The sequence below is a fragment of the Vibrio kanaloae genome (genome assembly GCF_024347535.1).
GTDB lineage: Bacteria > Pseudomonadota > Gammaproteobacteria > Enterobacterales > Vibrionaceae > Vibrio > Vibrio kanaloae.
This window is the reverse complement of the sequence record NZ_AP025497.1, coordinates 1,610,090-1,630,822: the sequence shown is the minus strand read 5'-3', so window position 1 is coordinate 1,630,822 and position 20,733 is coordinate 1,610,090. Positions and strand designations below refer to the sequence as shown.

22 protein-coding genes are annotated in these 20,733 nt (G+C 42.7%); 16 read left to right on the top strand and 6 right to left on the bottom strand.

From position 1 onward, the window contains the following. Nucleotides 1-25 precede the first annotated feature (25 nt). Nucleotides 26-394 carry a hypothetical protein gene (locus OCV24_RS07700; RefSeq protein WP_077680364.1) on the bottom strand — a complete coding sequence of 123 codons (369 nt, stop codon included), beginning with the start codon at nt 392-394 and terminating at the stop codon, nt 26-28. Nucleotides 395-652: 258 nt separating this feature from the next. On the opposite strand from OCV24_RS07700, the gene ccoN reads away from it, so the two are divergent. The 10 genes from ccoN (at nt 653) to uspE (ending at nt 9,668) form a co-directional block, all read left to right on the top strand. After that, the gene (gene ccoN, locus OCV24_RS07695) at nt 653-2,080 is read left to right on the top strand and encodes a cytochrome-c oxidase, cbb3-type subunit I (protein WP_032547951.1); all 1,428 of its coding nucleotides are present in this window, start codon (nt 653-655) and stop codon (nt 2,078-2,080) included. Nucleotides 2,081-2,091: 11 nt separating this feature from the next. After that, nucleotides 2,092-2,712: a cytochrome-c oxidase, cbb3-type subunit II gene (ccoO, locus tag OCV24_RS07690; protein WP_017057247.1), complete on the top strand. Its 621-nt coding sequence runs from the start codon at nt 2,092-2,094 to the stop codon at nt 2,710-2,712. 9 nt (nt 2,713-2,721) lie between these two features. Continuing rightward, nucleotides 2,722-2,898 (top strand): cbb3-type cytochrome oxidase subunit 3, encoded by a 177-nt coding sequence (locus OCV24_RS07685; protein ID WP_150878004.1) that lies wholly within the window; start codon nt 2,722-2,724, stop codon nt 2,896-2,898. Further along, nucleotides 2,898-3,872: a cytochrome-c oxidase, cbb3-type subunit III gene (gene ccoP, locus OCV24_RS07680; protein WP_017057248.1), complete on the top strand. Its 975-nt coding sequence runs from the start codon at nt 2,898-2,900 to the stop codon at nt 3,870-3,872. Before OCV24_RS07685 ends, ccoP begins: the two co-directional genes overlap by 1 nt. Nucleotides 3,873-3,957: 85 nt before the next feature. Next, on the top strand, nt 3,958-4,437 hold the full coding sequence (locus OCV24_RS07675) for a FixH family protein (protein WP_017057249.1): 480 nt from the start codon (nt 3,958-3,960) through the stop codon (nt 4,435-4,437). A gap of 6 nt (nt 4,438-4,443) precedes the next feature. Further along, nucleotides 4,444-6,816, top strand: a complete 2,373-nt coding sequence (locus OCV24_RS07670) for a heavy metal translocating P-type ATPase (RefSeq protein WP_102506509.1) — start codon at nt 4,444-4,446, stop codon at nt 6,814-6,816. Further along, nucleotides 6,816-7,088: a cbb3-type cytochrome oxidase assembly protein CcoS gene (gene ccoS, locus OCV24_RS07665; protein WP_102506508.1), complete on the top strand. Its 273-nt coding sequence runs from the start codon at nt 6,816-6,818 to the stop codon at nt 7,086-7,088. Before OCV24_RS07670 ends, ccoS begins: the two co-directional genes overlap by 1 nt. Continuing rightward, nucleotides 7,078-7,752, top strand: a complete 675-nt coding sequence (locus OCV24_RS07660; RefSeq protein ID WP_136997729.1) for a sulfite exporter TauE/SafE family protein — start codon at nt 7,078-7,080, stop codon at nt 7,750-7,752. The genes ccoS and OCV24_RS07660 overlap by 11 nt, the downstream gene beginning before the upstream one ends. 86 nt (nt 7,753-7,838) lie before the next feature. Then, nucleotides 7,839-8,585 carry an FNR family transcription factor gene (locus OCV24_RS07655; RefSeq protein ID WP_017057253.1) on the top strand — a complete coding sequence of 249 codons (747 nt, stop codon included), beginning with the start codon at nt 7,839-7,841 and terminating at the stop codon, nt 8,583-8,585. Between the two features lie 132 nt (nt 8,586-8,717). After that, the gene (gene uspE, locus OCV24_RS07650; protein WP_150878006.1) at nt 8,718-9,668 is read left to right on the top strand and encodes a universal stress protein UspE; all 951 of its coding nucleotides are present in this window, start codon (nt 8,718-8,720) and stop codon (nt 9,666-9,668) included. 121 nt (nt 9,669-9,789) lie between these two features. Here the strand turns inward: uspE and ttcA are convergent, their stop codons facing one another. The 4 genes from ttcA to OCV24_RS07630 form a co-directional block, all read right to left on the bottom strand. Then, complete coding sequence (gene ttcA / locus OCV24_RS07645; RefSeq protein WP_017057255.1) at nt 9,790-10,683, bottom strand: tRNA 2-thiocytidine(32) synthetase TtcA; 894 nt, start codon at nt 10,681-10,683, stop codon at nt 9,790-9,792. A 319-nt stretch (nt 10,684-11,002) separates the two neighbouring features. Further along, entirely contained in the window at nt 11,003-11,653 is a 651-nt protein-coding gene (locus OCV24_RS07640) for a DUF2987 domain-containing protein (RefSeq protein WP_146441451.1), read from the bottom strand. A 121-nt stretch (nt 11,654-11,774) separates the two neighbouring features. Next, nucleotides 11,775-12,623 (bottom strand): glucosaminidase domain-containing protein, encoded by an 849-nt coding sequence (locus tag OCV24_RS07635; protein ID WP_150878008.1) that lies wholly within the window; start codon nt 12,621-12,623, stop codon nt 11,775-11,777. Beyond that, entirely contained in the window at nt 12,616-13,449 is an 834-nt protein-coding gene (locus tag OCV24_RS07630; protein WP_077680370.1) for a DUF2189 domain-containing protein, read from the bottom strand. The genes OCV24_RS07635 and OCV24_RS07630 overlap by 8 nt, the downstream gene beginning before the upstream one ends. A gap of 330 nt (nt 13,450-13,779) precedes the next feature. Between OCV24_RS07630 and potA the strand changes: the two genes are divergently transcribed. The 6 genes from potA to OCV24_RS07600 all read left to right on the top strand — a co-directional run bounded on the left by potA (nt 13,780) and on the right by OCV24_RS07600 (nt 19,823). Continuing rightward, nucleotides 13,780-14,895 carry a spermidine/putrescine ABC transporter ATP-binding protein PotA gene (gene potA, locus OCV24_RS07625; RefSeq protein WP_077680371.1) on the top strand — a complete coding sequence of 372 codons (1,116 nt, stop codon included), beginning with the start codon at nt 13,780-13,782 and terminating at the stop codon, nt 14,893-14,895. Next, nucleotides 14,879-15,736 carry a spermidine/putrescine ABC transporter permease PotB gene (potB, locus tag OCV24_RS07620; RefSeq protein ID WP_046224304.1) on the top strand — a complete coding sequence of 286 codons (858 nt, stop codon included), beginning with the start codon at nt 14,879-14,881 and terminating at the stop codon, nt 15,734-15,736. The genes potA and potB overlap by 17 nt, the downstream gene beginning before the upstream one ends. Continuing rightward, entirely contained in the window at nt 15,736-16,506 is a 771-nt protein-coding gene (gene potC / locus OCV24_RS07615; protein ID WP_009846722.1) for a spermidine/putrescine ABC transporter permease PotC, read from the top strand. The genes potB and potC overlap by 1 nt, the downstream gene beginning before the upstream one ends. A gap of 147 nt (nt 16,507-16,653) precedes the next feature. Continuing rightward, nucleotides 16,654-17,688: an extracellular solute-binding protein gene (locus tag OCV24_RS07610; RefSeq protein ID WP_077680373.1), complete on the top strand. Its 1,035-nt coding sequence runs from the start codon at nt 16,654-16,656 to the stop codon at nt 17,686-17,688. A 211-nt stretch (nt 17,689-17,899) separates the two neighbouring features. Beyond that, nucleotides 17,900-18,937 (top strand): extracellular solute-binding protein, encoded by a 1,038-nt coding sequence (locus tag OCV24_RS07605; protein WP_017057262.1) that lies wholly within the window; start codon nt 17,900-17,902, stop codon nt 18,935-18,937. A gap of 97 nt (nt 18,938-19,034) precedes the next feature. Further along, nucleotides 19,035-19,823: a GGDEF domain-containing protein gene (locus OCV24_RS07600; protein WP_017057263.1), complete on the top strand. Its 789-nt coding sequence runs from the start codon at nt 19,035-19,037 to the stop codon at nt 19,821-19,823. A 132-nt stretch (nt 19,824-19,955) separates the two neighbouring features. On the opposite strand, the gene cobB is transcribed toward OCV24_RS07600, so the two are convergent. Then, nucleotides 19,956-20,690: a Sir2 family NAD+-dependent deacetylase gene (gene cobB, locus OCV24_RS07595; RefSeq protein WP_017057264.1), complete on the bottom strand. Its 735-nt coding sequence runs from the start codon at nt 20,688-20,690 to the stop codon at nt 19,956-19,958. Nucleotides 20,691-20,733: the final 43 nt, after the last annotated feature.

The following is a 20,733-nucleotide window of genomic DNA, read 5'->3' as shown; positions in this document are numbered from 1 at the left end:
TCTACAAAAGTATCGATGCCGTGATTCAGTTTGCTTTAGATAGATTTACAGAATACGTACTGACCTGTTGTGGGAATGTAACCGTTATTGAGGCAGTTTCATCGTTGGTTTGTAGTAGCCAATGAGAGCCCCCGTTTGGTTCTAAGGTTCCGCTGCCATCATAATTAATGATGAATTTACCAGTTTCGGATGTTTTGATTGAATACCCCTTGCTATAACCTGAAATTAAAACATTATGTTGTTCAATACCAAATTGACAAGGTTTTGAAATTATACAGTCTATTGTTTCGTCGTTAACGTATGTTACTGTTCTCCAAGTAAATGCAGCTATTAAAACAACCAATATGATGATAATTTGAACAAGTCTGCCTTTTGTTAGCTTTTGTGCTGCCATTATAATCTTTACTCCTTGTTACAAAGTTCAAAGTTTTTAAAGAAAAATCCAATTCCGGACCATGCGTAAGGTTACTACTCTGTCATTGATTTGTTAATTCAAGTATAGTGTCGCGTTGAAAATGCCACTTTTTTTTAAAATCAGCAAGTGGAAATAAAGTCATGAATAGGCTGAATTTCCTTTTCTAATTTGGGTGGCATTACGACGTGAGTCGTGTTGGAAGTAAAGTGTAGTAAATAAGAAATTGGAAGCATGCAAATGAGCCAAGAAAAGCAGCTTGAACAAAACTACAACTATACGGTCGTCCGTCAATTTACCCTCGTTACAATTTTGTGGGGTATTGTCGGTATGGGCGTTGGTGTTTTGATTGCCGCTCAATTAGTTTGGCCACAGCTAAACTTTGATACGCCGTGGCTGACGTACAGTCGTTTACGTCCCCTGCATACTAATGCGGTTATTTTTGCGTTCGGTACAAGTGCGCTGTTTGCAACATCATATTATGTTGTACAACGTACCTGTCAGACGCGTCTCTTTGGTGGCCCTCTCGTAGCCTTTACCTTTTGGGGTTGGCAAGCGATTATCCTGTCCGCTGCAATTACTTTACCGTTAGGTATGACCTCTGGTAAAGAATACGCAGAACTTGAATGGCCAATCGATATTGCTATTACTCTTGTGTGGGTAGCTTATGCGGTCGTGTTCTTTGGAACTATGATTAAGCGTAAGACATCGCATATTTACGTAGCAAACTGGTTCTTCGGAGCTTTCATCATCACGGTTGCCGTGTTGCACATCGTTAACAGCCTTTCTGTTCCTGTATCTGCGTTTAAATCGTACTCGATTTATGCAGGCGCAATCGATGCAATGGTACAATGGTGGTACGGACACAATGCGGTAGGCTTCCTATTGACAGCTGGTTTCCTAGGTATGATGTACTACTTCGTTCCTAAACAAGCTGGTCGCCCTGTTTATTCTTACCGTCTGTCGATTGTTCATTTCTGGGCTCTTGTGTCTCTGTATATCTGGGCTGGTCCTCACCACCTACACTACACTGCACTTCCCGACTGGACTCAGTCTCTAGGTATGGTTATGTCTTTGGTTCTGTTTGCTCCTTCTTGGGGGGGCATGATCAACGGTATTATGACTCTATCAGGTGCTTGGCATAAGCTTCGCTATGACCCAATCCTACGTTTCCTAATCGTTTCTCTATCATTCTACGGCATGTCGACTTTCGAAGGCCCTATGATGGCAATCAAAACGGTTAACGCACTATCTCACTACACGGACTGGACTATCGGTCACGTTCACTCTGGTGCGTTAGGTTGGGTTGCAATGGTTTCTATCGGTTCGGTTTACCACTTAGTTCCTAAACTGTTTGGTCAAGAGCGTATGTACTCTGTATCTCTAATCAATGTTCACTTCTGGTTAGCAACGATTGGTACGGTTTTCTACATTGTTGCGATGTGGATCTCTGGTGTGATGCAAGGTCTGATGTGGCGTGCAGTTAACTCTGACGGTACGTTGACTTACAGCTTTGTAGAGTCAGTAGAAGCGTCTTACCCGTTCTACTTTGTACGTTTCTTAGGTGGTTTCATCTTCCTATCTGGTATGTTCTTACTGGCATACAATACGTACAAAACTGTTTCAGCACCTAAAGATAGCCTTAAAGCTATCCCTCAACCGGCTTAAGGAGATTTAGAATGAGCTCAAATTCAAATAATCGCCATGAGTTGGTCGAGAAAAACGTTGGCTTACTAGCGATCTTGATCGTTATTGCTATCAGCTTTGGTGCTTTAGTAGAGATCACACCTCTTATTTTCCAAAAACAGACAACAGAACCTGTAGAAAACCTACGAGTTTACTCTGCTCTGGAAATGGAAGGTCGTGATATCTATATCCGCGAAGGTTGTAACGTATGTCACAGCCAAATGATTCGCCCTTTCCGCTCTGAAACTGAACGTTACGGCCACTACTCAGTAGCTGGCGAAAGCGTTTGGGAACATCCATTCCTATGGGGTTCTAAGCGTACTGGTCCTGATCTAGCACGTGTTGGTGACCGTTATTCTGATGAGTGGCATCGTGTTCACCTTCTAGATCCTCGTGAACTTGTTCCTGAATCAAACATGCCAGGTTTCCCTTGGCTTGCTGAGAATGTACTTGATGGCAAATTGACTCAACAGAAGCTTGAACTCTTCCGTAATCAATTTGGTGTTCCTTACACAGACGAACAAATTGCTAATGCTAAACAAGATGTTGAAGGAAAAACAGAGATGGATGCAATCATCGCTTACCTTCAATCGCTTGGCCACGCAATGAAATAAGGAATAATTATGGACATTATTACATTTCAAAGTGTTTGGACTGTGACTGTTTTTGCTTGCTTCATCGGTATCGTTTGGTGGGCATACGGCAAGAAACGTAAATCACGTTTCGACGAAGATGCGAACCTAGTGTTTGCTGACGACGAGCCAGCAACAAGTTCTAAAAATGAAGGAGTGACAAAGTAATGAGTACATTCTGGAGTATCTGGGTTAGTGCGATTACGATTGGTACCCTAATTGGTTGTGCGGTCTTACTTCGTTGGTGTTTTAAAGATAAAACAGGCGTAGAAGAGGGTCATGATATGGGCCATGAATACGACGGTATTCGTGAGCTCAATAACCCACTACCTAAATGGTGGACGTACCTTTTCGTTAGCACAATTGTGTTTGCAGCTGTTTATCTTGCTCTATACCCTGGCCTTGGTAACTTTAAAGGTCTACTAGGTTGGACGAGTTCAAATCAAACAGTTCGTAGCGTAGAAGAGTCTCGCTCTGCAATCGCTGCAGCTCAAGCTAACAAACAGTTAGACGAATACGCTAAAGAGCTTGATGATGCAAATACCTACTTTGGTGAAGCGTTTAAAAAGCTAGCTCACGACGAAAACGGCCTACGTTCTGTCCCTGACATTGCATCAGATACTGACGCAATCAAAGTGGGTCAACGTTTGTTCCTGCAAAACTGTTCTCAGTGTCACGGCTCTGATGCTCGTGGTCAGAAAGGTTTTCCTAACCTAACTGACGACGCATGGCTATATGGCGGTGAGCCACAAGCTATTGTGACGACGATCATGCACGGTCGTGTTGGTCAAATGCCAGGCTGGAAAGATGCACTTGGTGAGCAAGGCGTTAAAGAAGTGGTTAGCTACACGCTTAGCCTTTCTGGACGTAGTGTGAACGCACGTGAAGCAGAAGCTGGTAAAGCACGTTTCGTCGTGTGTGCTGCGTGTCACGGTACTGATGGTAAGGGTAACCCTGCTGTAGGTGCGCCTGACCTAACAGACCGCGATTGGTTGTTCGGCGATTCTCGCGCTGATGTCACTGAAACAGTTATGAACGGACGTTCTGGCGTAATGCCTGCTTGGAAAGATATTCTAGGCGAAGACAAAGTTCAGCTTGTTGCATCATACGTGTGGAGTTTAAGCAACTCAGATAATAAGTAACATTTCAATAACAGCCTCTTTTTAAGAGGCTGTCTTTCCTTTATTTTATAACCCCTTCTTTTTATTCTTTTTTGAGATATTTTTTATGGTAAAGCCTTGGTATAAACAGTTTTGGCCGTGGTTCTTAATCGCGTTGCCGGCGACAGTAGTTATTTGGACCATCATGACGGTTATTGTGTTTACAGAGAACTCTGTAGATTTGGTGACTGAGGATTACTATAAAAAAGGAAAAGGCATTAATGTCGATATTTCGAAAGTAAACATCGCTAAAGAACTTGGTCTCTCGGCTTCAATTAATGAGAAAGGTAACTCTGTTATCATTACTCTAAATAAAGGCAAACTTGATCACTTCCCTGCTATTAACGCAATGTTCGTTCACAGAACACTGCCTGACCGTGATTTCACTCAGTTGCTTACCGCTGATGCGAGCGGCAATTACACGTTGACTCTAGACCACGAAATGCAAGGTCCATGGTTTATCGAGCTTTCTCCACATAACTCTGAATGGTTAGTGCAAGGTCGCATGAACTTCCCTATTGAAACTTCTACTCAACTAACGAACTAAAAGCTTATGTGTGAATCCTGTTATCACTGCGGTGAAGATGTACCAGCGGAAACGGATTTTAAAGTAGAGATCTTAGGAGCGACTCGAAAGATGTGTTGTCCGGGCTGCGAAACCGTAGCCCAAACAATCGTTGATAGCGGTTTGGTTTCTTACTACCAATATCGCACCGCTCCAGCTGAAAAAGCTGATCTAGTACCAGAGCAACTTCTGGCTCTCAGCCATTATGATAATGAAGATGTCCAACTAGAGTTCGTTCGTAGCTCTGAAAACGCCTCTGAAGTGACATTGTCACTTGAAGGCGTCTCTTGTGCAGCCTGTGCATGGCTTATTGAAAAGCAAGTTTCTTCAAAGTCCGGGGTCGGTAGCATTCGTGTTAATACCACCACTAACCGTGCCCTGCTTAGTTGGGATAATACGCAAGTGAAACTTAGCGAGTTGTTATCAGCAATCCATACACTAGGTTACAAGGCTGCACCTTTTGAAGCCGATCAACAAGAAGCCGCCTATCATCGCTCGATGAAAAACTACCTCTATCGTCTTGGTGTTGCTGGTTTGGCGACCATGCAAGTCATGATGTTGGCTGTGGCACTTTATCTTGAAGTGTTTGGTAGCCTAGAGCCGGAATTCAAGAGTTACTTCCGCTGGGTTAGTTTGATCTTCGCAACCCCTGTCCTGCTCTACTCAGCGCTACCTTTCTATATTAATGCGTGGCGAAGCATTAAAGGCCGAATGCTAGGCATGGATGTGCCTGTGTCGATTGCTCTGCTATTTGCTTATGTTGCGAGTGTAGTGGCAACAGTTACAGAACAAGGCGAAGTATTCTTTGAATCAATCTCAATGTTTACCTTCTTCCTTCTACTTGGTCGCTTCCTTGAAATGCGCGCTCGTCGTAAAGCAGCAGCTGCTAGTGGTAACCTGCTTAAGCTCGTTCCTGCTATGGCGACAACGTTAGATGGCGATCAAGTTCCGGTGAAAACCTTGAAGGTTGGCGATCGGATTCGTGTTCTACCGGGCGAACATATTCCTGCTGATGGCAGAGTATTGTCTGGCAGAATTCACATCGATGAGTCAATGCTGACTGGCGAATCTATTCATGTGGTTAAGAACGAAGGCGATGCCGTCTTTGCTGGCACACTGAATGGTGATGAATCGTTTGAATTAGAGGTGATGGCATCTAAGGCCGATTCGGTGATTTCTAATATCGTTCGTCTGCAAGATGAAGCGCAGTTGTCTAAGCCTCGCATCGCGGAAATCGCTGATGTGGTCGCACGGTACTTTGTGGCAATTATCTTAGTTATTTCATTCGGCACCTGGTTCTATTGGCATCAAACAAGTCCAGAAGACGCGTTTTGGATCATGCTTTCAGTACTCGTTGCAACGTGTCCATGTGCTTTATCACTTGCAACACCAACGGCAATTACCTGTTCAACCTCTTGTATGGGGAACTTTGGTATTTTGCTGCGTAAAGGGCACGTATTCGAAACTCTGTGTAAAGTTAACCACTTAATCATTGATAAAACAGGTACCTTGACTGAGGGGGATATTCGCATCAGCCAAGTAGACACCTTTTCAGACCTTAATAGAGAGACATGTTTACAAATTGCTTCAAGCCTAGAACAACACGCTAATCACCCTATAGCTAAAGCGTTCAAGACTCATCTTTCTGATGATATCGAAGTAGAGTCAGTCAATAACGTGATTGGTTCAGGCATCACTGGTGAGTGGAATGGCCAAGAAGTGGCGATTGGTAGTAGTGAATTCATTCTAGGTGAAGCTCAACCATCGGAAAGTAACGGTATTTATTTGTCAATGGCGGGGCGTCATATCGCGACGTTCACTTATGAAGATCCCATTCGCAAAGAAAGCATCGAGTTTATTAAGCAATTTAAAGAAGCGGGAATCAAAACGACTCTGCTGACTGGCGATTCTTTGATTAACGCGAAGCCTGTTGCTGAAGAGATCGGCATTACAGACATTGTTGCTAACGCGAAACCTGAAGATAAACTTGCCTACCTGAACTCTCGAGATGCAAGTGACATTACCATGATGGTTGGTGATGGTATTAACGATGCGCCTATACTTGCAGGTGCGCACCTTTCGGTTGCAATGGGGGGAGGTACAGATGTAGCGAAAGCCTCAGCGGATATGGTGCTATTGGGTGATAATCTCGATAGATTACTTAAATCACGTACATTAGCGCTAAAAACGCGTAAGATAATCCGTGAAAACTTGGCGTGGTCATTGGGGTATAACTTGCTTATCCTTCCTCTAGCAGTGTCTGGTTTAGTTGCTCCTTACATTGCCGTCGTCGGCATGTCGGCTAGCTCTATTATAGTTGTGTCTAACTCGTTAAGGCTTTTAAAAGAGCAAGGGAAATAATGGAAAGTTTATACATCCTCATTCCAATAGCGATCGTACTTGTGTGCATCGCAGTCGGAATCTTTCTTTGGGCAGTAAAGAGCGAGCAGTTTGAAGATCTTGAACGTCAAGGCCATAGTATTCTATTCGATGAAGACAGCCATGCTAACCATAACTCTGACAACAAACCAGCTGCGGACAAGAAAGCCGAGATGAGCGCCCCTGCCTCTAGAGAAAACTACGTTAGCGTAGAAAACCAAACTAGTTTAGAAAAAAAGAATGATGACACCTGATTGGATCGGCGCTTTTGTTGTTGGATTGATAGGCTCAGGTCATTGCATGGGAATGTGTGGTGGCATCGCTTCGCTTCTTTCTATTGGCAACACTAAACCTTCCCCTATTACTCCCCTCCTGTATAACCTTGGACGCCTATTAAGCTATGCCGTAATTGGTGGCGTGATTGGCGGTGCAATTTCTTCGATTGCTCAACTAAGCGATTTCAATGCTTTGCTTGGTTGGCTTCGTCTGTTTGCTGCCGCCTTTATGATCATCTTAGGGTTGTACATTGGAAAATGGTGGTTTGGATTGTTGTTTTTTGAAAAAGTCGGGCAGAAGCTATGGCGTTATATATCACCTGTAGGTCAATCATTTCTGCCATTGAAGCACCCCATCCATGCTTTACCATTTGGTTTCATCTGGGGTTGGCTCCCATGTGGCCTTGTTTATTCAATGCTTACGTGGGCAGCGGTATCTGGAAGCTGGTATGACGGAGCAGGAATCATGCTAGCCTTCGGTTTAGGGACCCTTCCAGCAATGTTAACCGTTGGTATGGGGGCTAATTTCTTCAAGAAACTGCAACAAGTTGATTTATTTCGCCAGTTAGGCGCAATTTTAATCCTAATTTACGGCTTTTATACTGGATATATGGCTCTACACCTTATTATTTATACCGTATAGCTATTCTTTAAACCCGGTTTTTTTACTACCCTTTAGGATTAAGGAATGCTAAAATATTGATGTATGTCAAATAGTGAAAGATTGTTATGATTTCTGAAAAGCCTGCGACGAAACGTGTTCAGTCTGGTGGTTGTGCAATCCATTGCCAGGATTGTAGTATTAGCCAGCTCTGTATTCCATTTACTTTGAATGAATCTGAACTCGATCAACTTGATCAGATCATTGAAAGAAAAAAGCCTATTCAAAAAGGCCAAGAGCTATTTAAAGCCGGTGACGAGCTTAAATCTCTGTATGCTATTCGCTCTGGAACGATCAAGAGCTATACGATTACCGAGCAAGGTGATGAGCAGATTACTGCGTTCCACTTAGCTGGTGACCTTGTTGGCTTCGATGCGATTACAGGTGATCTACACCCTAGTTTCGCTCAAGCACTAGAAACGTCTATGGTATGTGAAATCCCATACGAAATTCTTGATGATTTATCGGGGAAAATGCCTAAATTGCGTCAGCAAATTATGCGCCTGATGAGTAATGAGATTAAAGGTGACCAAGAAATGATTCTGCTTCTCTCTAAAAAGAATGCGGAAGAGCGTCTTGCAGCATTCCTTTACAATCTTTCTACTCGGTTCTCTCAACGCGGCTTTAGCCCTAGAGAGTTCCGTTTAACTATGACTCGCGGCGACATTGGTAACTACCTAGGTCTAACTGTCGAGACGATTAGTCGCCTTTTGGGGCGTTTCCAAAAAGCTGACATCTTGAGTGTTAAAGGAAAATACATCACTATCGAAGATCATGATACGTTGATGGAACTCGCTGGTGTTTCAAAAGAATAGTCTAGATATCAATGATGTAGCCTAATAATGAGCTACATCATATTTCTCCCTTAAAACCTCTTATATTTCTCTTCATCTCTCTATAACTACGCTACATTATTTATATATTCGTTCTGAAAAGTAGGCTTAGTTATGAGTATCTATAACAAAATTTTAGTTGTCGCTGACATTAATCACGATGAGCAACCTGCTCTAGTTCGTGCTATCCAACTTGCGAAGAAAAGCACCTCAACAAGCCATATCACTTTCTTTTTGTCGATCTATGATTTCTCGTATGAGATGACATCGATGCTCTCTGTCGACGAAAGAGACGCAATGCGCAGAGGAGTTATTCATCAACGTGAGATCTGGATGAATAAAGTAGCAGAACCTTACCTTGATGATTTCATTGAATTCAACGTTAAAGTCGTGTGGCACAACCGCCCGTACGAGGCGATCATTGCAGAAGTATACAGTTGTGACCACGATATCTTAATCAAAGGTACGCGCAAGCACGATACTTTAGAATCTGTTATTTTCACTCCTACTGACTGGCACCTACTTAGAAAATGCCCTAGCCCTGTGCTGCTGGTTAAAAATGACTTCTGGCCTGATGATGCGAAGATCTTTGCTTCAGTTCACGTAGGCTCAGAGACAGAAGCTCACTTAGAGCTCAACGATACGATGGTTGATAGATTACTGGAGATCACCGGCCGCTTGGATGCAGAACCGTTCTTGGTTAATGCTTACCCTGTGACACCGGCGAATATAACAATTGAATTGCCAGAGTTTGATCCAACATCTTATACCGACGCAGTTCGTGGCCATCACTTAACGGCAATGAAAGCATTGCGTCAGAAGCACGGTATGTGTGAAGAACAAACCGTGGTTGAGCAAGGCTTGCCTGAAGATGTTATTCCTCGTGTAGCTTCTGAAAATAACGCTGCGATGGTGATTCTTGGTACTACGGGCCGTACCGGTTTGTCTGCTGTGTTTATTGGTAATACTGCGGAACATGTGATCGACAAGATTAATTGTGACGTGCTTGCTCTTAAACCGTCTGGTTACGTGAGCCCATTAGACCCTAACCTTTCGAAAGGTTAAGTTAGCGACAAGTTTAACTTATAAAAAATGCCTCAAGCATTGCTTGAGGCATTTTTGTTTATCTAGAGCAACGCCATTCCAAATACAGAATGGCTAAAATCATCTTTATTCACTCAAGTGGCTAAACATTCGTTACGTCGATGAACATTGACTCATCAATGTTTGAAGATGATATTTCAGCTTCTTCGAATTCGTATGCTTTGCGATCTTCACTACGGTCAAGTGGAAGGTTTATGAAGTCAAACAACTCGCGATCAGCCAGTTGACTTGGGCTAACGTTCTGGATTGATTTAAAGATCTTCTCAACACGGCCTGGAGTTTTCTTGTCCCAATCAATTAGCATCGCTTTAATGTTCTGACGCTGTAGATTCTCTTGAGAGCCACACAGGTTACAAGGAATGATTGGGAACTCTTTGTGTTCTGCGTATTTGATCAGGTCCGTTTCACGACAGTAAGTCAGTGGACGAATAACAACGTTACGACCATCATCTGAACGAAGCTTTGGTGGCATTGCCTTTAGACGAGCACCGTGGAACATGTTCAGGAACATAGTTTCAACGATATCATCAAGGTGATGGCCAAGTGCGATCTTAGTTGCCCCAATCTTCTCAGCGAATGAGTACAAAGTACCACGACGAAGACGAGAACATAGGCCACACGTTGTTTTGCCTTCTGGCACTTTCTCTTTAACCACTGAATACGTATCTTTATCTACGATGTAGTAAGGAATGTTCAGCGTTTCAAAGTACTCAGGAAGAATGTGTTCAGGGAACCCAGGTTGTTTTTGATCTAGGTTTACCGCCACAACATCAAATTTGATCGGTGCTGCTTCTCGCAAACGTAGCAAAATGTCTAACATCGCAAATGAATCTTTACCACCACTAATACATGCCATTACAACATCATTCTCTTCGATCATGTTGTAGTCGATGATGGCATTTCCAACATTTCTTCTCAGACGTTTCTGAAGTTTGTTGAATTCAAGTGTTTCTTTTCTATTATCGTTTTGGTTCATTGCGACTCTCACACTGTCGTATTACCGACTGTAGATTGCTAGTGGGATGTTTTAGGGCGTGGATTATACGGATTTTTATTTGAGGTTGAAATAGTAACGGCAGTATAACCAAGCTGAGTAATAGAAAGTTTTTGCTTTTATTGTTCGATAAGCCCCTAAACGGTTAGAGAGACGCGTCTTAGTAAGATCTCGGTTGGTATCGCAGATAAAGAAAAGCAGCCTGATCTAATTCGATCAGGCTGCTTTAAGATATGTCACAAAAGCTTAGAGGAATGATTTCGCTAAGCTTTTACTTCACTAACAATGATTCCGTTAAAAATTATTGCGCGGGAATGTACGGCAATACGCGTACTGTTGGTTCTGGCAACGTGATGCTGTCACTTCCACTCAGTTCTTCTAAGGTGAATTTCGCACGCCCTTCTTTGATTGGTAGTTGCTTGCCATTTGAAAGCTCAATGTTACCTTCCAGCTTATTAGCGAACTCTAGTGTTAGCCCTTGGATGTTTGGCGTGAACCAACCAGAGAACATGCCGCTGACGTCTTCAAGCATCGCCTGCATCTGTGGCAATAGGTTTTCTATCTGTGCAACTTCTACTGTGCCAGCTAAAGGCTCTTGAGTCATCACAACTAAAGAATACGCACACTCTTGTTCTTGAGTTTGTACAAAGATAAGAGGATTTGCTGAGCGTAGGTTTTGATCTACCGGTAGAAGCAGTTCATTGGCTGGAGAGACTTTTAGCTCTTCGTAGTGCTCTTCTTTTTCCATCCAAGCTTTGCTGATGTGACAGGTTTGCTGAGCTTGTTGATCAACAAAGAAGACCGCTACTTTGACGTCATCATGCCCTTCTTTGGTGTTGTTTTTCAGCTGAGTATAAAGCTTAGAATACGTGAACATGTATTCTTGTGCTGCAGCGGGTAAAGAGACCCCAAGGCTTAGTGAGGCTAATAAAGCGAGTGCTGTCTTTTTCATTTTTATAATCTTGTCGAAGTTGAGCGTTTATAAATAGAAAGAGCAGCCAGTGAGCTGCTCTTTATGTGATGTAGATTGACTTAGCCGACTATGAAAGGCTGCCAACTGATATCAAATCGAGTTACTTTTTCCAGTATACCTCGTTGTGACGGATCATAGCTTGTAAATCAGTCACATAGTCTGAACCTCGCTCAGAATATTTTAACAAGCCATTGGTAAGCTCTGTAGCGGTGCCTGTCGTTAGCAAATCATCGCCTTGTGCCGCAAGCTTGGCGCGGATCGCTCTTAAATCAGCATAAGCACGATTTCGGTTCAGGTTCATAAAGTAACGGTGTACTGACTCTTGGCTTGAAGAGAATGTTGCCACTTCATGGGAGCTACCTTCGTTACGTTGTAGCGGAACAAGACCACAACCTTTGGCGTAACACCAATGTCCGAAATAGTTGTTCGCTTGGGTTGCAAAGCGCGATGTCCCCCAAGCCGACTCGTTTGCCGCCTGAGTTAACACAAGTGCTTCAGGCAAGACGTTTACGCGATTAAGCATTTCTGTAAGCCAAGCTTTATCTAAGCCTGATGAAGGCACAGGCAAGCTGTACAATTTACCTAACCTTATAGCGTATGACAAATCTTCCGCATCGATGTTCGCAATGCTTGATTCAGAAACCTTAGTCAAAAACGCGCGTTCTTTAGCTATTCGTTTGTTTTCGATGTTGATGCTTGGACGTAGATAAGAAAAGAACGTGTCCTTTTTCTCATTCACATCTTCGATGGCCGCAAAGTTTGGTTTGCTCGAAGAAACCGTCAAGTCACCAAACTGGTCGGTCGAATTGGAATTCTGTTCTGTCGTACGTCGACGCTCTTCTTCTTGGTAAATATAAGGACCAATCAGTGAGATAGACCCAACAAGAGCCAGTGCCGTCACTTTAAGCGCAAGTGATTTGCTTGCGCTTGCCTGCGTGTCTTTATGCATCGAACACCTGTGGATTTTTGTTGTTACTGTCGTTATTATCGCTGCCGTCGTTATTGTCGTCATCGTCCTTTGGCCTGTCTGACGCAATAAGCTTTAACTTGATGCCAAACATTTCACGGTAAAGAATACCTTTCACGTGGAAAAAGAATGGAAGAACGAAAATTAAACCAATGCCATACATCATCGCCGCAATGATGAACATCAACATCACCATTAAGTAGATAGACGCGATAGTGAGGATTTTCTTGTTTACGGCCCGCAAAGAAAGCAACAGTGATTGCATTGGAGGTACTTTTTTATCGCAAATCAACAGAATTGCATGGCTAAATGCAAGTGAGAAATAGATAGAAAGGAACGGGAGTATCATCCCCGCGATACCTTGTAACATAAGGCTGAACAAAGTGACTAAGATAACAGGCACTGTAAATTGTAGACCTTTACCTATGTGACGAGTCTTGGTTTGTAAGCCTGCAGCGTGGCTCATTGCCATTAAGCTAATACCAGCGTAAATAGGAGCGCTGACTACTTCATAGCTAAAGTTAGCAATGAAAATAGATTCAACGATTTGTGGGGTGAAAGCCTCTGGGTCTATAACGGCATCTAGGATAACCGCAGGATCACCCAGTTGTAATTTTAATGCGATATAAAAAATGGCCAGTTGCACTAACATCAGAGCAACAATAGCAGGAGAGAACGAAAGAAAGTGACTGATGGTTTGTTTCCAAGCCTCTTGGAATACAGCCGTTGCTTTGAGCTCATAATCGCCAGAAAGTGCACGGTCGATACTACCGCCCAGATTAAAATCTTTTTCGATGTCGTCGTTCATAATGATACCTAGGTGTACTTACTTTATCGAAGCCACCTAACTTATTGATAAAAAATTGTCTTCATTATACTCATATGTCGGATATAAACTAAAATATGAATCTGTAACAAGCTTTGCTTTTAAGTCTTAATGGTTAATAATTAAACACTTATTTGGCTGTAAAGCTTGTAAATATCAGTATGGTCAAAGAAGTTTACTTTTACCTGCGAAATTTTTTATCTTCGAATGGTAAAAAGTGCTTTGAATTCACGTTTTTGGTGATTATGATGCGCGCCTTAAAAGTGTATAGCAACAGGTGTCAAAAAGAACCAAGGTGGAGAAAAACAGACGTTGAAAGCTAAAAAATCAGTAGGAAAGCCAGTCGTACAACTTAGTGGCATTAGTAAAAGTTTCGATGGTAAAGAAGTCATCGGCAATCTTGATCTAAACGTAAATCATGGTGAGTTTCTCACGATTTTAGGCCCATCAGGCTGTGGTAAAACAACCGTATTAAGAATGATTGCGGGTTTTGAAACTGCAGATAGTGGTCAAATACTATTAGCTGGTCAGAATGTAACTCAAGTTCCTGCTGAACAAAGGCATGTTAACACTGTATTCCAAAGCTATGCCCTATTCCCGCATATGACAGTCTTCGATAATGTGGCATTTGGCTTACGCATGCAGAAAGTTCCAAGCAACGAGATTGAACCTCGTGTCATGAATGCTTTAAAAATGGTGCGTTTAGAACAAATGGCACAACGAAAACCACACCAGCTATCCGGTGGTCAACAGCAACGTATCGCAATCGCTCGTGCCGTCGTGAATAAGCCAAAAGTCCTTTTATTGGATGAATCTCTCTCTGCTCTTGATTACAAATTGCGCAAACAGATGCAAATTGAGCTGAAACAATTACAACGCCAACTTGGTATCACTTTCATTTTTGTAACACACGACCAAGAAGAAGCGCTGTCTATGTCTGACCGTATCATTGTTATGCGTGATGGCGTGATTGAACAAGATGGCACACCAAGAGAGATCTACGAAGAGCCGAAGAACCTATTTGTAGCACGTTTCATTGGTGAAATTAACGTATTCGAAGCGACAGCAAAATCTCGTCAAGATGAAAAACGCATTGTTGCGACAATCGAAGGTGAAGAGTCTGTTATCTATCACGATAAAGACATAACACCGGGTCAAAAACTGCAAGTATTGCTTCGCCCTGAAGATCTTCGTATCGAAGAAATCAAAGAGTCTGAGCAACGCGGTATTGTTGGCCACATTGTCGAGCGAACCTATAAAGGCATGACATTAGATTCAGTCGTAGAACTTGAATCTGGTATGCGTGTCATGGTTAGCGAATTCTTCAACGAAGATGACCCTGATGTTGATCACTCACTGGGCCAAAAAGTTGCAGTAACTTGGGTTGAGAGCTGGGAAGTGGTATTAGAAGATGAGCAAGAAGTTTAATTTACAAAACGCAATTGTTGCTTTAATCACAGGTTGGTTAGTGCTGTTCGTGATGATTCCAAACATCATGATCATCGGTACTAGCTTCTTAACTCGTGATGAAGCGAACTTGATCGAGATGACCTTCACTCTCGATAACTACGTGCGTTTGGCTGACCCGCTGTATTTTAAAGTGTTGGTGCACTCTTTCTATATGGCAATTGTCGCAACCCTACTTTGTTTAATTATTGGTTACCCGTTCGCTTATATCGTGGCAAAAATGCCTGCGAAGTGGCGTCCAATCATGTTATTCCTAGTGATTGTGCCATTCTGGACTAATTCTTTGATCCGTACTTACGGACTAAAAGTGGTGCTGGGTACTCAAGGTGTGTTGAATAAGGGCTTGTTAGCGTTAGACATTATCGATAAACCGCTACGTATCATGTATTCAGAAACAGCAGTAATGATCGGTTTGGTGTATATCCTACTCCCGTTCATGATTTTGCCGTTGTACTCAGCGATTGAAAAGCTAGACGATACTTATTTAGAAGCGGCTAAAGACTTAGGTGCGAATAAACTTCAAACGCTATTGAAGGTTGTTTTACCCTTAACGATGCCAGGCATTATCGGCGGTTGTTTATTAGTACTTCTTCCGGCGTTAGGCATGTTCTACATCTCTGACCTATTAGGCGGCGCTAAGAACCTATTGATTGGTAACGTGATTAAGAGCCAAGTGCTCAACGCTCGAGACTGGCCGTTTGGCGCAGCAACCAGTATCGCATTGACCATGGCAATGGCTGTGATGTTATACGCCTACTACCGAGCAGGTAAGCTATTGAATAAGAAAGTGGAGCTAGACTAATGGGTCGTACAGTTAAGTTCAGCTTTATGGCGCTGGTATACGCGTTTCTATACCTACCTATTATTGTATTGATTGCAAACTCATTTAATGCCAATAAGTTTGGTATGAAATGGGGTGGCTTCACCACTAAGTGGTATGACGCGCTGATTAACAACGACAGCCTAATGCAGGCTGCGTGGCACTCGATCAACGTAGCGGTGTTCTCAGCAACAGCCGCAACGATTGTCGGCAGCCTTACAGCAGTAGCCCTATTCCGTTACCAATTCAAAGGTAAAGGCATCGTAAATGGCATGTTGTTCATCGTGATGATGTCACCAGATATCGTAATGGCGATTTCGCTTCTTGCACTATTTTTGGTAATGGGTGTTCAACTGGGGTTCTTTACCCTACTTGCGGCGCACATTACTTTCTGTCTGCCGTTCGTTGTTGTTACGGTTTACAGTCGTTTGAATGGCTTTGATGTGAAGATGCTAGAAGCTGCAAAAGACTTAGGCGCAAGCGAATGGACGATCCTAAAACAGATCATCTTACCTCTTGCTAAGCCAGCAGTTGCTGCGGGTTGGTTATTGAGCTTCACTTTGTCTCTGGACGATGTGATCATCAGCTCTTTCGTAACAGGCCCAACCTATGAAATCTTGCCACTGAAGATTTACTCAATGGTTAAAGTGGGTATCTCTCCTGAGGTAAACGCCCTAGCAACAGTGATGTTAGTGGTGTCGTTAGTACTGGTGATTATTTCTCAGTTACTAGCGAGAGAGAAGATCAAATAAGTCTCCTATTCTATATAAAGACGGACTTGATAAGAAGTTAACAAACTTCATGTTCTACAAAGTGTTAATCATAAACAGAATGGTAAATTGCCATTCTGTTTTTCTATCTAGTGCCTTCGGGCCACGTTTAGTTTGGAGCTAACGTCAATGAAAAAATGGGCTACTCTATTGGCTGGTAGTGCATGTGCGCTTTCAATGTTATCTGCACCATCTTTTGCAAAAGATAACAAAGAATTGGTATTCATGAACTGGGGGCCTTACATCAACAGTGAGATTCTAGAACAGTTCACTGATGAAACTGGTATCAAGGTAATTTACTCGACTTACGAGTCGAATGAAACTTTGTACGCAAAGCTAAAAACACACAATAAAGGTTACGACCTTGTGGTTCCTTCAACCTACTTCGTGTCTAAAATGCGCGACGAAGGCATGCTTCAAAAGATCGACAAAACCAAGCTAAACAATTTTGCGAATCTAGATACAAACTATCTAGATAAGCCATATGATCCGAACAACGACTACTCTATTCCACACGTAGTCGCGATCACAGGTCTTGCTGTTAACACAGACATGTACGACCCACAAGACTTCCAAAGCTGGGCTGACCTATGGAAACCTGAGCTTGAAGGTCAGCTGATGATGATGGACGACACGCGTGAAGTGTTCCACATCGCACTGCGCAAGTTAGGTTATTCAGGTAATACAACCAACGAGAAAGAGATCGACGAAGCTTACGCTGAGCTGCAAAAGCTAATGCCAAACGTTCTCGTCTTTAACTCAGACAACCCAGGCGCACCGTACATGGCAGGTGAAGTAGGTCTTGGTATGCTTTGGAACGGTTCTGCGGCTGCAGCGCAAAATGAAGGTTTGCCAATGAAACTGATTTTCCCTAAAGAAGGCGGCATCGGTTGGGTTGATAACTTTGCAATTAGTTCTGGCGCGGTAAACGTAGAAGCGGCTCATAAGATGATCGACTTCCTACTTCGCCCTGAAATCGCAGAGCAAATCTCTCGTGACACTGGCTACCTAACGGCAGTTAAAGCGTCTAATGATAAGTTCAAAGGCAGCCCTGCTCTTTTTCCATCGCAAGAAGACCTTGACCGTGTTGAATGGCAAGCAGCGGTTGGCAACAAGACCGTGAAGTACGAAGATTACTTCATGAAGCTTAAGGCGGGTCAGTAAGCGAGTGTGTTATCCAGTTGGCAGCAAGTAATTGATTTACTTAACAAGTCTATCTATATAATCAACAAGTTAAAAATAATAATATCAATGAATAGGCAGCTTAGGCTGCCTATTTTGTTATATCGCTGATATAATCTAGCGCGATTTTTAAAAATCCTTTTACTTTGGGTTCACTACCCAGCTCCAAATCAAACAAATGAACGGAACAGTAATGAAAAAGACACTGTATACCGGCGCATTGTGTGCTGCTACTTTACTTTCTACGCCCTCTTTCGCAGCTGACCAAGAACTGTATTTTTACAACTGGTCTGAATATATTCCAAATGAAGTACTAAAAGACTTCACCGAAGAAACTGGCATTAAAGTCTATTACTCAACCTATGAGTCTAACGAAAGCATGTACGCTAAGTTAAAAACTCAAGGTACAGGTTATGACCTAGTGGTTCCTTCGACTTACTTCGTTTCTAAGATGCGTAAAGAAGGCATGCTTCAAGAGCTTGATAAAACCAAGCTAAGCCACTTTGCAGATTTGGACCCAAATTACTTAGATAAGCCATTTGACCCAAGCAACAACTACTCGATCCCATATATTTGGGGCGCAACAGGTATTGGCATTAACTCAGATATGCTAGATAAGTCTTCAGTTAAAGGCTGGGGTGATCTTTGGGATACGCAGTGGGAAGGTCAATTGATGATGATGGATGACTCTCGTGAGGTTTTCCACATTGCCCTGTCTAAGCTAGGTTACTCTCCAAACACGACTAACCCTGAAGAAATCAAAGAAGCGTACGAAGAACTGCGTAAGCTAATGCCAAACGTATTGGTATTCAACTCAGATTTCCCTGCGAACCCTTTCTTAGCGGGTGAAGTATCTCTTGGTATGCTTTGGAATGGCTCTGCTTACATGGCGCGTCAAGAAGGCGCAACAATTGACATTATTTGGCCAGAGAAAGGCGCTATTTTCTGGATGGACAGCCTAGCGATTCCAGCAGGCGCTAAGAACACTGAAGCGGCACATAAAATGATCGACTTCCTTCTTCGTCCTGAAAACGCAGCTAAAATTGCTCTAGAGATCGGCTACCCGACGCCAGTTAAAACGGCTTACCCTCTTCTTCCTAAAGAATTTGCTGAAGATAAGAGTATTTTCCCACCACAATCAGTGATGGATAACGGCGTTTGGCAAGATGAAGTTGGCGAAGCGAGCGTCATTTATGACGAGTACTTCCAAAAACTTAAAGTAAACAACTAGATTTTTACCGATAGGTTAATAAAGCGGCGTAAGCCGCTTTATTTTTATCTACACTTTATAGAAGATTAAAAGGAAGCAATACGGAGTATTATTTGTTATGCCAACAAACCCTATTCTACTCGTTGTGATTTTAACGCTTCTAACGTCACTCCTTTTGTTTGGGCTGAACTCACTTATTCAAGTTGATTCTAATTACGATCTGTTCTTTGAAACGAATACGCTCGTAATTACGACATATATCTGCTTTGTTGCTCGCCGTTCTATTCGCCGAAATAGAACACTTATGCTCGGCTCACTGCTACTTATCTTTAATTTATTTTATGATGTATCGAGTGAAGTCCAATATCTCGATGAATGGGCTGACCAAAATGAGCTAATTGATACCTTTCTCGAAGATGGCTTACTTCAAATTGCTTTTTTGTTAATCGCCATCGGTATCACTAAATTAAATACCCACTTAAAAGACCAAAGTAAGAAAGATGAGCTTACAGGACTATATAATCGTAAAAAGTTCGATGCGATTAAGCTTGAAGAATTTGAGCTGATTTATTTCGACTTAGATGGGTTAAAGCAAGTGAATGATCACCAAGGGCACCAAGTCGGTGATCTAATGATTGTTCGTTTTTCTCAAGCACTAAATCAGGTAGTACTTGAAGATGAAATGGTGTTTCGTGTTGGCGGCGATGAGTTTGTAGCAACCATTCAACTTGGCCGCGGTGGGGAGTTTATTAAACAAGTTACCAACTTACTCCTTGATGAAGACATATCATTTTCATACGGTATCGAAGTTGCCCAACGAGAAAATTTTAAACAAGCATTGATTGAATCTGATAAAGCTATGTATGTCATGAAAAAAGCCCAGCGCTCTGACACAGACGAGTTTTAAGTGTTTTGTATGGATATACACAAACAAAACGACAACTTACTTGTTTACCCTAAATGGTTCCAAGTAGACGCTGCTCGGGTAGAGCTGGCATAACAACGACCAGCCTCAGTCTGTCGTCGTTTTATACCTTAATTAAGCCGTTAAAGATCCTGGCTCCGTGCTCAGCAGTTCACCAACCAGTTTAGGTACTTCGATACTTGCTTTGCCGTAACGCTTCTCTTCAAACTCACTTTCAACAGCACTTGGTTCGAGGTTTATTTCGATAGTATGTGCGCCATGCATTTTAGCGTCATGTACAAAACCGGCCGCTGGATAAACCACACCTGATGTACCGATTGAGATAAACAAGTCTGCGTCTTCTAACGCTGAATATATGTCGCCCATTCTTAGAGGCATTTCGCCAAACCAAACAATGTGTGGACGCATTTGCGCGGGAATCTGGCAACAATGACAAAGCTCACCAGTGTCGATGTCATCTTTATGTTCGATAACCTGATTAGACTCGCTACAGCGTGCTTTTAGTAGCTCACCATGCATGTGAATGATATTGCTGCTACCGCCTCTCTCATGCAGATTATCGATATTTTGAGTAATGATCGTGACTTTGCCATCGAGTTTGTCTTCAAGCTCACCTAGCGCCTTATGGGCTGAATTTGGTTGAATGCTGTCACTTTGCAATCCGGAACGACGTTTGTTGTAAAAAGCTTGTACTAAGTCAGGATCTTTTTCAAAGCCTTCAGGTGTCGCGACATCTTCGATTTTATGGTTTTCCCATAGCCCGTCTTGTGCTCGGAATGTTTGAATCCCTGACTCCGCTGAAATACCTGCGCCAGTAAGAATTACGATATTTCGATATGGGAAATGCATATAACGTCCTTTTCAATATGTCACTTTGTAACAGCTTAGCACT